Annotated in this window: 10 protein-coding genes and 1 pseudogene; all 11 read left to right on the forward strand. The window is 49.1% G+C overall.

Annotated elements, in window-relative coordinates:
• Positions 1-5: 5 nt before the first annotated feature.
• Positions 6-1,751 (forward strand): peptidoglycan glycosyltransferase FtsI, encoded by a 1,746-nt coding sequence (locus SDEN_RS01840; protein WP_011494811.1) that lies wholly within the window; start codon positions 6-8, stop codon positions 1,749-1,751.
• The gene (gene murE, locus SDEN_RS01845) at positions 1,748-3,256 is read left to right on the forward strand and encodes a UDP-N-acetylmuramoyl-L-alanyl-D-glutamate--2,6-diaminopimelate ligase (RefSeq protein WP_011494812.1); all 1,509 of its coding nucleotides are present in this window, start codon (positions 1,748-1,750) and stop codon (positions 3,254-3,256) included. Before SDEN_RS01840 ends, murE begins: the two co-directional genes overlap by 4 nt.
• Positions 3,253-4,626 (forward strand): UDP-N-acetylmuramoyl-tripeptide--D-alanyl-D-alanine ligase, encoded by a 1,374-nt coding sequence (gene murF, locus SDEN_RS01850; protein ID WP_011494813.1) that lies wholly within the window; start codon positions 3,253-3,255, stop codon positions 4,624-4,626. Before murE ends, murF begins: the two co-directional genes overlap by 4 nt.
• On the forward strand, positions 4,627-5,709 hold the full coding sequence (mraY, locus tag SDEN_RS01855) for a phospho-N-acetylmuramoyl-pentapeptide-transferase (RefSeq protein ID WP_011494814.1): 1,083 nt from the start codon (positions 4,627-4,629) through the stop codon (positions 5,707-5,709).
• Positions 5,710-5,715: 6 nt separating this feature from the next.
• Entirely contained in the window at positions 5,716-7,038 is a 1,323-nt protein-coding gene (gene murD / locus SDEN_RS01860) for a UDP-N-acetylmuramoyl-L-alanine--D-glutamate ligase (RefSeq protein ID WP_011494815.1), read from the forward strand.
• Positions 7,028-8,242: a cell division protein FtsW gene (gene ftsW / locus SDEN_RS01865; RefSeq protein WP_011494816.1), complete on the forward strand. Its 1,215-nt coding sequence runs from the start codon at positions 7,028-7,030 to the stop codon at positions 8,240-8,242. The genes murD and ftsW overlap by 11 nt, the downstream gene beginning before the upstream one ends.
• Entirely contained in the window at positions 8,242-9,342 is a 1,101-nt protein-coding gene (gene murG / locus SDEN_RS01870; RefSeq protein ID WP_011494817.1) for an undecaprenyldiphospho-muramoylpentapeptide beta-N-acetylglucosaminyltransferase, read from the forward strand. The genes ftsW and murG overlap by 1 nt, the downstream gene beginning before the upstream one ends.
• Position 9,343: 1 nt before the next feature.
• The gene (gene murC / locus SDEN_RS01875; protein WP_011494818.1) at positions 9,344-10,783 is read left to right on the forward strand and encodes a UDP-N-acetylmuramate--L-alanine ligase; all 1,440 of its coding nucleotides are present in this window, start codon (positions 9,344-9,346) and stop codon (positions 10,781-10,783) included.
• A 132-nt stretch (positions 10,784-10,915) separates the two neighbouring features.
• A pseudogene (locus SDEN_RS01880) lies at positions 10,916-11,739 on the forward strand (cell division protein FtsQ/DivIB).
• Positions 11,684-12,919, forward strand: coding sequence for a cell division protein FtsA (ftsA, locus tag SDEN_RS01885; RefSeq protein ID WP_011494820.1), 1,236 nt, complete (start codon positions 11,684-11,686; stop codon positions 12,917-12,919). Before SDEN_RS01880 ends, ftsA begins: the two are co-directional and overlap by 56 nt.
• Before the next feature lie 26 nt (positions 12,920-12,945).
• Positions 12,946-14,133, forward strand: coding sequence for a cell division protein FtsZ (gene ftsZ, locus SDEN_RS01890; protein WP_011494821.1), 1,188 nt, complete (start codon positions 12,946-12,948; stop codon positions 14,131-14,133).
• The last annotated feature ends 38 nt before the right edge of the window (positions 14,134-14,171 follow it).

Below are 14,171 nucleotides of genomic sequence, written 5' to 3' on the forward strand. Positions count from 1 at the left end.
GGTAAATGGCTAAACAAGCTAAGCTAAAAACAAAGAAGACTAATCCAGAACTCATTCCATGGCGTTTATACGTAGTGGTGGGTTTTGTGTTTCTGCTATTTACCAGTTTGCTAGCCCGCGCTGCGTTTATCCAAATCATAGAGCCAGAAAAGCTACGTTACGAAAGTGATATGCGTACCCTAAGAACCAGCAGTAATCAGGTTCAACGTGGGCTTATTACCGACAGAAACGGAGAAATGTTGGCGGTTAGCGTGCCTGTGATGGCGGTATGGGCCGATCCTAAGCATTCCTTTGATCAAAATGCCTTCAAAGACATGCGCCGCTGGCAAGCGCTGGCCGACGTGCTGCAAGAGCCGGTGGATGAGATTGTCAATAAGGTCAAACGGGATCCTAAGAAACGTTTTATCTACCTTAAACGCCAAGTGACTTCGGCTGTCGCCGATTATATCAAGCAGTTAAAGATAGGCGGTATTTACCTTAAAGCTGAATCTCGTCGCTATTACCCCGCGGGTGAAACTGCGGCGCAGCTCATTGGCATCACTAACATTGACGATGTCGGCATCGAAGGCATAGAAAATACCTACAATGATTGGCTGACGGGCACCCCCAGCAAGCAGAGAGTGCGTAAATCTCGCGATGGCCAAGTGGTCGAGCGCCTTGATGTAGTGGAAGAAGGCGCGAGCTCCAATGATTTAGTGCTCAGTATCGATCAGCGATTACAGCAGCTGGCATATCGTGAACTTAAGCGCGCCACAGAAATTAACCAAGCCACCTCAGGTTCTGTGATCATCTTAGATGTGCACACGGGCGAAGTCATGGCCATGGTCAACACCCCTTCATACAACCCCAATGCGCGTGACAATTTGCAATCTCATCGCATGCGCAACCGTGCCCTTACCGACACCTTCGAACCTGGTTCTACGGTTAAGCCTTTTGCTATGGTCGCAGCCCTAGAAGCTGGGGCCGTCAAGCTCGATGATGTGATTTCAACCTCACCAGGCTGGATGAGGGTGGGCGGCCGTCAGGTACGCGACCCCGTTAATTACGGCGACATGTCGTTAGCGAAAATTTTGGTTAAATCCAGCAACGTCGGCATCAGTAAGGTGGCCTTATCTATCCCAGTTGAGCAGCTACTTGGCACCTATCAGGCCATGGGGCTAGGTAATTATTCAGGCATTAACCTTGCGGGGGAAAGTGCAGGGGTGATTCATGATCGACGCCGTTGGTCTGATTTTGAACGGGCGACCTTATCTTACGGTTACGGCTTAACTGCCACCCCGCTGCAATTGGCACGCATGTATGCGACTTTAGGCAACGGCGGAATTTCCTACCCTGTTTCGGTGTTGAAACTTAAGCAGGCGCCTCAGGGCGAGCGGGTTATCGATGAGAAAGTGGCTCGAGATGTGATGCAAATGCTGGTGGGCGTGACTGAAAAAGGCGGCACTGCAACTCAGGCACATATCGACGGTTACCCTATCGCGGGTAAAACGGGCACCAGCCGTAAGGCGGTCGCCGGTGGTTATGGTGATAACTATATGTCACTGTTTGCAGGGGTTGCGCCTGTGCATAACCCAAGGCTTGCCATTGCGATAGTGATCAACGAGCCAAAGGGTGACCGTTATCATGGCGGCGATGTGGCAGGACCTGCCTTCGGCAAAATAATGTCGGCGGCCCTGCAAATGTTAAATGTGGAGCCCATAACCGAGCGCGAGCAAGTGCAACTTGCCGCAGCACCTAGGAGGGCTCAATGATGCGTTTATCTGATATTTTAGCCCCTTGGTTTCATTACGCTGGGGTTGAATCAGCCTCCAGCATGAGCTTAGACAGCCGTAAAGTGACGCAAGGATGTTTATTTATTGCCTTGCCCGGGCATCAAGTGGATGGCCGTGCTTATATCGAACAAGCGAAAGCCCAAGGCGCGGTAGCGGCCTTGGTGCATACGGATGACCCTGATTCCCATGGAAAGGTAGAAAATCTAGGCAGCGGTATCACGCCTTGGCCTGTGGTGAATTTCTTTCAGTTAAGCAGTCAGCTTAGTGCCGTTGCGGCGCAGTTTTATCCACTAACGCCACAAAAAATGGCACTTATTGGAATCACTGGCACCAATGGCAAGACCTCTGTAAGCCAATTGATCGCACAGCTCACTAGTTTATTGGGCGGCAAAGCCGCCGTTATGGGCACTTTAGGCAATGGCCTGTGGGGCCAGTTAGTTGATAGTGGCAACACTACCGCCGATGCCGTCACTGTCATGGCACAGTTACATGACTTTGATGTCAAGGGCGCAGATATTTGTGCCATGGAAGTCTCAAGCCATGGCTTAGTGCAAGGGCGAGTGACAGCTGTGCCTTTTGATATTGCAGTGTTTACTAACTTAACGCGCGATCATCTTGATTATCATGGAGATATGGCCTCTTACGCCAGCGCTAAGAAGCGGCTATTTCAATTCCCAAGCCTCAAATATGCATTGCTAAACCTTGATGATGACACAGGTGCCCAGTGGTTTGAGGAACTTGCCGCCACTAAACGTAAAGGCTTTAGTGTTAGCCCCAATGCCAAGGCTTGCTATTACACGGATAAGCTTCATTTTGATGATGCCGGTGTGCAAGGGGATTTTTATTATCACGACTTTGGCGAAAACGCAGTCTCTCAACATAAAGCGCGGCTGGTATCGCCACTATTAGGTGCATTTAATCTATCTAATTTATTAGCCGCTATTGCCGCTTTACACCTTAGTGGAGTGGCCATGGCGGATTTACTCGCCGTCACCCCAAAATTAGTGCCAGTTGCTGGACGCATGGAGCGTTTTTCCCTGCCACAAGGTGCCAGCCTAGTGGTGGATTATGCCCACACGCCAGATGCCATAGAGCAAGCCCTAAAAGCGCTGCGTATTCATTGCCATGGGCAATTATGGTGTGTATTTGGCTGTGGCGGTGACAGAGATAAAGGCAAACGGCCCTTGATGGCCCAAGCTGCCGAGCGGTTTGCCGACAAGTTAATGGTCACCAGCGACAATGCTCGCAGTGAAGATCCAAGCGCCATCATTGGCGATGTGCTTAAGGGCTTAACTCAGCCTGAAAATGCCTTAATGGAAGTGGACAGAGTCAGCGCAGTTAAACGGGTTGCCACACTTGCTAAGGCAGGAGACATAGTGCTTTTGGCGGGCAAGGGGCATGAAACCTATCAAGAAATTGCTGGGCAGCGTTTAGATTATGATGAACGCGCCTTGGCACTGACATTATCTCAGGTGACATTATGATCGAATTAACCTTGGACGCATTAGCCCAAAAGTTAAATGCCAAGCACCTTGGAGAAAACCTCACCATAGCCAATGTGAGCACAGACAGCCGCGCAATACCCGCAGCCTGTTTATTTGTGGCACTCAAAGGTGAGCGTTTCGATGCCCATGATTTTGCCGCCACGGCCATAGAAAATGGTGCCAAGGCCTTGTTGGTGGAGCGCGAGCTTGCGCTGGATATTCCTCAGCTCATAGTGGCAAATAGCCAAAAAGCCATGGGTGAAATCGGCGCGCTAGTGCGAGATATTGTCTCGCCAATATGCGTGGCGCTGACCGGCTCAAACGGTAAGACAAGTGTAAAAGAAATGCTTGCCAGTATTTTATCTCAAGGGCATCAAGTGCTTTACACCGCCGGTAATTTTAATAATGAAATCGGTGTGCCGTTAACCTTATTGCGATTAAGCCAAGCTGATGAATACGGAGTATTTGAGCTGGGAGCTAATCACAAGGGCGAAATCGATTACACCTCTTCATTAGTGCGCCCGAGAGTCGCCTTAGTGAACAACATTGGCAGTGCTCATTTAGAAGGCTTTGGCTCCATAGAAGGGATAGCCGAGGCTAAGTCTGAGATATTTAATCACCTAAGTGCCGATGGTGTAGCAGTCATTAATGCCGATGATGCATTTTGTGAGCTAATGAAAACCAAGGCCAAGGCGTTTAAGCAGTTGAGTTTTTCCCGTGAAGCTAATACTAACGCAGACATTCAAGCCACTGGGCTTAACATGAATGCTGCGGGCTGCTATGGCTTTACTATTCACTATCAAGGGCAGCAGTTGGCTGTGCAATTGCCTTTGGCCGGTATTCATCAGGTCAGTAATGCACTGGCAGCCAGTGCCATGTGTTTAGCCTTAGGCATTAGCTTAACTGACATCGTTAGTGGCCTGGCAAGGCTTGCACCAGTGAAAGGCCGGATGCAGCCTCATACCTTAGGGCGCCTGCTGGTCATAGATGACAGTTATAACGCTAACCCTAGTTCTGTCAGCGCCGCCATCGACTGGCTTAAAAATCGTGACGGTTTTTGTTGTTTAGTGCTGGGAGATTTGGGCGAATTAGGCGACAATGCGGCCCATTTACATGCACAAGTCGGCCAACAAGCAAAAGAGGCACAAATCGATGCGCTATTTTGCTGTGGCAGCTTGAGTGAAAATACCAGTTTAGCCTTTGGCAGCCCGCATTATGCTGAGCTGCCTGCTTTGCTTGTGGAATTAACCTCGGCGATTAAGGCCAATCGCGGCGCTGTGACTGTGTTAGTCAAGGGCTCTCGCAGTGCGCGCATGGAAAGAGTGGTAGAGAATTTATTAAATGCTTACGAGCATGGGGAGTTAGCGTAGATGCTGGTTTATCTAGCCGAATATTTAACCCAATTTCATACAGGGTTTCATGTGTTTTCTTATGTGACATTTCGCGCCATCTTGGGCTTGTTGACTGCATTGGTGTTTAGCCTATGGTGTGGTCCTAAACTTATCCGCCGTCTGCAGTTATTGCAGATTGGACAAGTGGTGCGTAATGACGGCCCTGAGTCACATTTTTCTAAACGTGGTACGCCGACCATGGGCGGCTTGCTGATCCTAGCGGGCATCTTTGTTAGCGTCTTGTTGTGGGGCGATCTTGAGAGCCGCTACGTGCTGGTAATGCTGTTTGTGCTGGGTAGCTTCGGCACTATTGGTTTTATCGATGATTATCGAAAAGTGGTGCGTAAAGACACGAAAGGCTTAATTGCCCGTTGGAAATACATTCTGCAGTCTTTGGCGGCGCTTGTGGTTGCTGTGTTCTTGTACAGCAGTTCAACCTTGCCAGGTGAAACGCAACTTGTGGTACCGTTTTTCAAAGATGTGATGCCGCAATTGGGCTTGGTCTTCATCGTGCTGGCTTATTTCACCATTGTTGGCGCCAGTAATGCGGTGAACCTGACCGATGGGCTGGACGGTTTAGCGATTATGCCCACTGTGATGGTGGCTGGTGCGTTTGCACTGATCGCGTATTTATCGGGTCACGTACAGTTCGCCAATTATCTGCATATTCCTCATCTGCCTGAAGCGGGTGAGCTGGTGATAGTCTGCACCGCCATTGTGGGAGCAGGTCTTGGGTTTCTTTGGTTTAACACTTACCCAGCGCAGGTTTTCATGGGTGATGTGGGGTCACTGGCCTTGGGCGCCGCATTAGGTGCTATCGCGGTATTAGTGCGTCAGGAAATTCTATTGGTGATCATGGGCGGGGTATTCGTGATGGAAACCGTGTCTGTGATCTTGCAGGTGGGTTCATACAAGTTGCGTGGTCAGCGTATTTTCCGCATGGCGCCAATTCATCACCACTATGAGCTTAAAGGTTGGCCAGAGCCACGGGTAATCGTGCGCTTTTGGATTATTTCATTGTTTTTAGTGTTACTTGGCCTTGCCACGTTGAAGTTAAGGTAATTAGAGATGCAAACTCAATTCACGCACATAGTACTAGGACTGGGGGCCACAGGGCTTTCTGTAGTGCGTTATTTAGTGTCTCAAGGCATCAAGCCCTTGGTGATGGATAGCAGACGCAATCCTCCTGGGGCCGATGTATTAGCACAAGAGTTTGCCGATATTGAGCTGATTACTGGTGGTTTCGATTGCCGTTATTTAGTCCAGGCACAACAGCTAGTGATAAGCCCAGGTATTGCCATAGATACCCCAGAAGTGCGCGCGGCGATGGACATGGGCATAGAAGTCATAGGTGATGTTGAGCTGTTTGCTCGCGCCATTGCCGATAAAAAGCCCTGCGTGATTGGCATTACCGGCTCGAACGGGAAAACCACTGTCACCACTTTAGTCTATGAAATGCTGTTGGCGGCGGGGTTGAAGGTTGCAGTTGGCGGCAATATAGGCACGCCAGCATTAGATTTGCTCGCCATGGACGTGGATTATTATGTGCTCGAATTATCGAGTTTTCAGCTAGAAACCACCTATAGCCTTAATTGTATCGCCGCGACCTGTTTAAATATTTCAGAAGATCACATGGACAGATACAGTGATTTAACCGCTTATCGCAATGCTAAATTGCGCCTATACGATCAGAGCCGTTTCATCATGTATAACCTAGATGATGAGCTGACTTACCCCCATGAACCCATGAATCAAAACCATTTTGGTTTAGGGGTACCAGATGGTGATGCTTGGGGCTTAGGTGACGGTAAGATATATCACGGCGATAGCGACATCATTAACCTCATAGATGTGGCCTTAATTGGCAGTCATAACCATGGCAATCTACTGGCGGCAATGGCGTTAGTGCATGCCTGCGGCGTCGAAAAAGAGCCCATGGTCACAGTGGCTAAGACATTTAGCGGCTTGTCCCATCGCTGTGAGTTGGTGGCGGTTAAACAGGGCGTGTCTTACATCAATGATTCTAAAGCGACTAATGTTGGCGCTACTGTGGCGGCATTAGAAGGCTTAAGCACTCATCTTGGTGAAGTGTACTTAATTGCCGGAGGTGACGGTAAAGGCGCTGACTTTAGGCCTTTGACTCAAGCGCTTAGCAATGTTGTGCAGCTTATTACTTTGGGCAGGGATGGCCATAAACTAGCAAAATTAAAGCCAGGCGCCATTGAAGTTGCCACCATGGCAGAAGCGGTAGCCAAAGCCGCTGAAATGGCATATTCAGGCGACATCGTCTTGCTATCACCCGCCTGCGCCAGTTTAGACATGTATAAGAATTTTATGGCAAGGGGTGATGACTTTAGGCAATTGGTGGAGCAGCTCCCCGATGGTGTCTAACGAGTTGAGAACTCAGCCTCTTCGCCACGGCATTAATGTGTCTTGGAACCGACTACTGGGTGATAGCGCAACATCCTCCATGATGACTTATGACCGCAGCTTATTATGCGCCATTATCGCGCTGATTTGTTTTGGCTTTGTGATGGTGATGTCGGCCTCAATGCCAGAAGCGCAGAAGCTAACGGGGGATCCGTTTCATTTTATTTATCGTCATGTCGCTTATTTGTTTGGCTGCGTGGTGATTGCTTACTTTGTGCTTAACACTGAGCTCAGCCGCTGGGAAGAATACAGTCCCTATTTAGTATTAATGGTGCTGCTGATGTTAATGGCGGTATTGGTTGTGGGCACCACAGTGAACGGCGCGACGCGTTGGTTATCGGTGGGCCCTATTCGCATCCAAGTGGCAGAATTGGCAAAGTTTGTGTTTGTGATTTATATGGCGGGTTATTTAGTGCGGCGCCATGGTGAATTGAGAGAAAACCGCAAGGGTTTCTATAAGCCTATCGGTGTATACAGCTTGTTTGCTTTGTTGATTATCTTGCAACCTGACTTAGGTACTGTGGTGGTGTTGTTCGTTTGTACCGTGAGTTTGTTGTTTTTAGCTGGTGCTAGAATTGTCGATTTCTTGGTGCTGGTGATGTTTGGCATCATCACCTTCGTCGGCTTGGTGTTGTTTGAACCCTACCGTATGCGCCGAGTGACCTCATTTATGGACCCCTGGGAAGATCCCTTCGGCAGTGGTTATCAGTTAACTCAGTCTTTGATGGCCTATGGACGTGGTGATTGGTTCGGTCAGGGGTTAGGCAATAGCATCCAGAAACTGGCCTATTTACCTGAGGCTCACACCGACTTTATTTTTGCGGTAATAGGCGAAGAAATAGGTTTTATTGGCATTATTTGCGTGTTGCTGGTGTTATTTTTTGTAGCACTAAGGGCCATCCGACTTGGCAACTTATGCCTACTGAATGCCAAACCGTTCGAAGGTTATTTATCCTATGGCATCGGCATTTGGATCTGTTTTCAGACAGTGGTTAATGTGGGTGCAAGCATAGGCATGTTACCGACTAAGGGCTTAACTTTGCCCTTTATTAGTTACGGCGGCAGTAGTTTATGGGTGATGACGGCAGCGGCCATGTTACTTATACGTATCGATCATGAGCGCCGTTTAAGTGCCATTCAAGCCATAGAAGGGAGAATCAAATAATGACAGTCAATCCCATGGCGCCGAGAATTTTAATCATGGCTGGCGGTACAGGTGGTCATGTTTTTCCAGCCTTAGCCGTTGCCAAGAATCTAGCCGAAAAAGGCTGGCAAGTACGCTGGTTAGGCACAGCTGACAGAATGGAAGCTCGCCTAGTACCTCAGCATGGCTTTGATATTGATTTTATCGACATCCAAGGGGTGCGTGGTAATGGTTTACTGCGTACTTTAGCCGCGCCTTTTAAAATCATGCGCTCTATCATGCAGGCCCGTGAAGTGATTGCCGAGTTTAAGCCGCAGGTTATTTTGGGCATGGGCGGTTTTGCCAGTGGTCCAGGGGGGGTAGCCGGGCGTTTAGCTGGTATTCCTTTAGTCTTGCATGAGCAAAATGCCATTCCGGGTATGACCAATAAGTTGTTGGCGCGTATCGCCACTAAGGTATTGTGCGCCTTCCCCAATACGTTTGCGTTAGCGGGCCAGAGTGTACAAGTGGTCGGCAATCCCGTTAGGGAAGAGTTGGCACTCTTGGGTAGCATGAAGCAGCAAGGGCAACATGATGCGTTAAAAGTGCTTGTAGTCGGTGGTAGTTTGGGGGCTAAGGTACTCAATGAAGTAATGCCTAACGTCGTGGCTCAGCTGAGCCGCAGCCTGTCGATTACCGTCTGGCACCAAGTTGGAAAAAACAATTTAGCGTCCACTAAAGCCTGTTACCAGCAGATGGGGCAGGCCGTCAATGTGAATGTAGCCGAGTTTATTGATGATATGGAAGCGGCTTATCGTTGGGCTGATGTGGTAGTGTGCCGCTCAGGAGCCTTGACTGTGTCTGAGCTTGCTGCCGTGGGGTTGCCGAGTATCTTGGTGCCTTATCCCCATGCGGTGGACGACCACCAAACTGTCAATGCCGCCATTCTAGTGGACGCAGGCGCGGGCTTTTTATTACCTCAAGCCATATTAACCAGTGACAATTTAGCTGAAAAGCTGAGCTTATTCGCCAATAACCCTGAGGTATTGGTGCAGATGGGCAAACAAGCTAGAGAGGTTGCCGTGTTAGATGCAACCAATAAAGTGGCCGAGATTTGTGCCGAACTTGCGAGAAAGAGTTGAGATGACCAATACAGAGAAATACAAGCAATTACGTAGCATGATCCCAGAAATGAGACGGATCAAGCATATCCATTTCGTCGGTATTGGCGGCGCGGGTATGGGCGGTATTGCAGAAGTGTTAGTCAATGAAGGCTATCACATCAGTGGCTCAGATATAGCCACCAACAGTGTGACCGACAGATTAATTAGCCTTGGAGCCAAAGTGATTATTGGCCACCATGCTGACAGCGTAGAACATGCCGATGTGGTGGTGGTATCGACGGCGATTAATCATGAAAACCCAGAAATCATTGCTGCCAAAGAGCGCCGTATTCCGATTGTTCGCCGCGCCGAGATGCTCGCCGAACTGATGCGTTATCGTCATGGGGTTGCCATTGCTGGCACCCATGGTAAGACGACCACCACGAGTTTAATTGCTAGCGTGTATGCCCAGGCACAGCGTGACCCTACTTTTGTGATTGGCGGTCTGCTTAATAGCGCAGGCACCAATGCCCGTTTAGGCACGAGTCGCTACTTGATTGCCGAAGCGGATGAAAGTGATGCCAGCTTCTTGCATCTGCAGCCTATGGTGAGCGTAATCACTAACATTGAAGCCGACCACATGGACACCTATGGCGGCGATTTTGAGAAATTAAAAACCACCTTTGTGGACTTTTTGCATAACCTGCCTTTCTATGGGGTGGCAGTCATGTGTATCGATGATGAAATCAACCGTGAAATCATGCCTAGGGTGGGCCGTCAAATTGTCACCTATGGTTTTAGTCAAGATGCCGATGTGCAAGCATTGAATTTTAACCAGATTGGTCATCAAAGCCAGTTTGTGGTCCGTAGAAAAGACAAAGAAGACTTAGCCTTAGTGCTTAACTTACCTGGCGAGCACAATGTGCTCAATGCATTAGCGGCGATTGCCGTTGCCAGCGAAGATGATATCGATGATGAGTCTATCGTTAAGGCATTAGCTGAGTTTGAAGGCATAGGTCGCCGATTCCAGCATTTGGGCGAATTCAACACGGCCAATGGTCAAGTGATGTTGGTGGATGACTATGGTCATCACCCTAGTGAAGTGTTGGCGACCATCAAAGCCGCCCGTGCCGGTTGGCCGGATAAGCGCCTAGTGATGGCGTATCAGCCCCACAGATATAGCCGTACCCGTGACTTATATGATGATTTTGTTGAAGTCTTGTCTCAGGTCGATTGCCTGTTATTACTGGATGTCTACTCGGCAGGTGAAGCGGCAATTCCTGGTGCGGATGGACGGGCCTTATGTCGCTCCATTCGCTTGCGTGGGCAGATAGACCCTATTTTTGTGGCAAGTCCGGATCAACTAGCCAGTGTATTACCGGATGTATTACAAGCTGGGGATTTACTCTTGACTCAAGGCGCTGGCAATATAGGCGCCTTGTCAAAACTCTTGGCAAGTACAAATTTAGGCTTCGAATAGTAAAACAGTCTGTAAAGTGGCTAATAATCAATCAATTGGTGTTAGTTACTGGCTTTAGTTTAATGATAAAGGTCGATACAATGACCGATTGGCAGAAGCACCTTCTGCGGCAGATTCAGGGGCGAAAATAGCGTGTCGTGGAGCGATAAGGGGCGTCAACTCAGAAAGACCTTATCTAGGGTAAATTGGTATTTTTACTCTGGTCTGGTGTTTCTTGTGAGTGTGCTAGGTGCCATCGGTTGGGGAGGTACGCAATTGCACGCCTTGTTGAACGATGCCGATGCCTTACCCATAGAAGCGATAGCGGTAAAAGGTGAGCGAACGTTCACCAAGGACGATGAGATCCAAGATGCATTACAAGATTTAATGCAACGCAGTTTCTTCAGTGCCGATGTGGTTGAAGTACAGCAAGTCTTAGAGTCCCTGCCTTGGGTGTATAAGGCCAAGGTACGCCGAGAGTGGCCGGCACAGTTTAAGGTGCACCTGACAGAGCAAGTGACAGTGGCCAGATGGAACGATAAAGCCTGGCTTAATGTGCAAGGTGAAGTATTCGAAGCGCCTTTGATCTCAGAGCTTGCAGCCTTACCAGTGCTCTGGGGGCCAGAAACCATGGCCAAAGAGGTGCTAACCAGTTTTAAGCAGCTCAATGATTTACTGACCATAAACGGTTTTAAATTGGTGAGTTTGAGTTTAAGCCCGAGACGCGCTTGGCGTGCTCAGTTAGACAATGGCATTTTGCTTGAGCTTGGCCGCGAGGATAAGATGTCCCGCGTGCAACGATTTATCAATGTCTATCCGACATTAGAGAAGAGTAGTAAGCCCGTTGCCAAGGTCGATTTACGCTATGACACAGGATTTGCGGTGGGCTGGAATGAGACAAAATAAGAGAGTCGACAATAAATGATCAAAAATCAGGAAAGAAACCTCATCGTCGGGCTAGACATAGGCACCTCTAAGGTGGCTGTGATCATTGGCGAAGTGCTACCTGACGGCGAAATTAGTGTTGTCGGCTTAGGCAATCATCCTTCCAGAGGGATGGACAAGGGTGGGGTTAACGATCTTGACTCTATTGTGCGCAGCGTACAGCGAGCATTAGATCAGGCCGAACTTATGGCAGATTGCCAAGTCTCATCTGTGTATTTAAGTATCTCGGGTAAACACATACATTGTCAGAATGAAAATGGCATGGTGTCGATTAACGACGAAGAAGTGACCCAAGAAGATGTGGACAATGTGATCCACACGGCGCGTTCGGTAAAAATTCCAACGGAGCGTCGCATTCTTCATGTGTTACCGCAGGAATACGCCATCGACGTGCAAGACGGCATTAAAAGCCCCATCGGCATGTCGGGCATGCGTATGGAAGCCAAGGTGCACATAGTGACCTGTGCTAACGATATGGCAAAAAATATCACTAAGAGCGTTGAGCGCTGTGGTCTAAAAGTTGACGATTTGGTGTTTTCAGGGATTGCCTCGGCAGATTCTGTGCTCACCAATGATGAGAAAGATTTAGGTGTATGTATTGTCGATATTGGTGGCGGCACCACAGATATCGCGGTATACACCAATGGCGCTTTGCGTCACTGCGCAGTCGTTGCGGTAGCCGGTAATCAGGTGACTTCAGATATCGCCAAGATTTTTAGAACGCCATTGACCCATGCAGAGCAAATCAAGGTGCAGTTTGCCAGTGCTCGTAGCGCTATGGTTAGCCGAGAAGACAGTATCGAAGTGCCCTCAGTGGGCGGGCGACCTTCTCGCAGCATGTCGCGTCATACCTTGGCCGAAGTGGTTGAGCCTAGGTATCAAGAATTGTTTGAATTAGTACTTAAAGAATTACAGAAGAGCGGTTTTGAAGATCAAATCGCCGCTGGCATAGTTCTCACAGGCGGCACATCGTCAATATCGGGTGCCGTGGATATCGCCGAAGCTACCTTTGGCATGCCAGTTAGGGTAGCATCGCCGCTGCCAGTGAAAGGATTATACGAATATGTTGATCAACCTATTTACTCAACAGGAATAGGTTTGCTTCATTATGGCGCTAGACGAGTCATAGAACGTCAGTTCGAACGACCAGAGCGCCAAGGGGTTACTAGCTTTTTGAATCGGGTCAAAAGCTGGTTTAAGGGTGAGTTTTAATAACGCAGACTAACGGAGATCAGACTATGTTTGAGATCATGGATACACATTCAGACGAAGCGGTGATCAAGGTCATCGGTGTCGGTGGTGGCGGCGGTAACGCTGTCGAGCATATGGTTAAGCACAGCATCGAAGGTGTTGAGTTTATCGTCACAAATACCGATGCTCAGGCATTGCGTAAATCGAGTGCTGGCTCAACAATTCAGTTGGGACGCGATGTCACTAAAGGCCTAGGCGCTGGCGCTAACCCAGATGTGGGTCGTCAAGCGGCAGAAGAAGACAGGGAAAATATCCTCGCGGCAATTCGCGGCTCGGACATGATCTTTATCGCGGCCGGTATGGGTGGTGGCACAGGTACAGGTGCGGCGCCAGTGGTAGCTGAAATTGCTCGCTCACAAGGCATTCTGACCGTTGCTGTAGTGACTAAGCCGTTCCCGTTCGAAGGTAAGAAGCGCATGATGTATGCAGAGCAAGGCATTGCCGAGCTTGCTAAGCATGTGGATTCGTTGATCACCATCCCTAACGAAAAACTATTAAAAGTATTGGGCCGTGGAACTTCACTTCTGGATGCGTTTGCCGCAGCCAACAATGTGTTACTAGGTGCAGTGCAAGGTATTGCCGAGCTTATCACTCGTCCAGGCCTGATTAACGTCGATTTCGCCGACGTGAAAACCGTGATGTCAGAAATGGGTAATGCCATGATGGGCACAGGGGTCGCTCGTGGTGATGATCGCGCTGAAGAAGCGGCTGAAGCTGCAGTGGCAAGTCCTCTATTGGAAGATATCGATTTAGCCGGTGCACGTGGCGTGTTAGTTAACATCACTGCGGGTATGGATATCACCATCGAAGAGCTGGAAACTGTGGGTAACCATGTTAAGGCTTACGCGTCTGAAAACGCGACTGTGGTAGTGGGCGCGGTTATCGACCCAGAAATGAGTGATGAATTACGTGTGACTGTGGTTGCAACCGGTATTGGTGCTGAAAAGAAGCCAGACATCCAGTTAGTGTCTAAGCCTACTCCTCGTCCAGAGCCTGTGGCGGAAGTGCGTGCTGAACAGGTTGAAGAGCCAGTACAAAACTACATGTCGACTAAAGGCAATGGCAACACAGCTGCGGCAATGCAGCCAGCGGTTGCGCCTATGGCGACACCTATGTCACGGGCCGATGGTGATTACTTAGATATTCCGGCATTTCTGCGTAAGCAAGCCGATTAAGTATGAGCCAGCGATGCACTCGAGTCGATAAGTTGGCA

This window comes from Shewanella denitrificans OS217 (assembly GCF_000013765.1).
GTDB lineage: Bacteria > Pseudomonadota > Gammaproteobacteria > Enterobacterales > Shewanellaceae > Shewanella > Shewanella denitrificans.

Coding starts and splice junctions, on each gene's coding strand:
- SDEN_RS01840 (WP_011494811.1), top strand. CDS start 6: ATGGCTAAACAAGCTAAGCTAAAAACAAAGAAGACTAATCCAGAACTC.
- murC (WP_011494818.1), top strand. CDS start 9,344: ATGACCAATACAGAGAAATACAAGCAATTACGTAGCATGATCCCAGAA.
- murG (WP_011494817.1), top strand. CDS start 8,242: ATGACAGTCAATCCCATGGCGCCGAGAATTTTAATCATGGCTGGCGGT.
- ftsW (WP_011494816.1), top strand. CDS start 7,028: ATGGTGTCTAACGAGTTGAGAACTCAGCCTCTTCGCCACGGCATTAAT.
- ftsA (WP_011494820.1), top strand. CDS start 11,684: ATGATCAAAAATCAGGAAAGAAACCTCATCGTCGGGCTAGACATAGGC.
- murE (WP_011494812.1), top strand. CDS start 1,748: ATGATGCGTTTATCTGATATTTTAGCCCCTTGGTTTCATTACGCTGGG.
- mraY (WP_011494814.1), top strand. CDS start 4,627: ATGCTGGTTTATCTAGCCGAATATTTAACCCAATTTCATACAGGGTTT.
- murD (WP_011494815.1), top strand. CDS start 5,716: ATGCAAACTCAATTCACGCACATAGTACTAGGACTGGGGGCCACAGGG.
- ftsZ (WP_011494821.1), top strand. CDS start 12,946: ATGTTTGAGATCATGGATACACATTCAGACGAAGCGGTGATCAAGGTC.
- murF (WP_011494813.1), top strand. CDS start 3,253: ATGATCGAATTAACCTTGGACGCATTAGCCCAAAAGTTAAATGCCAAG.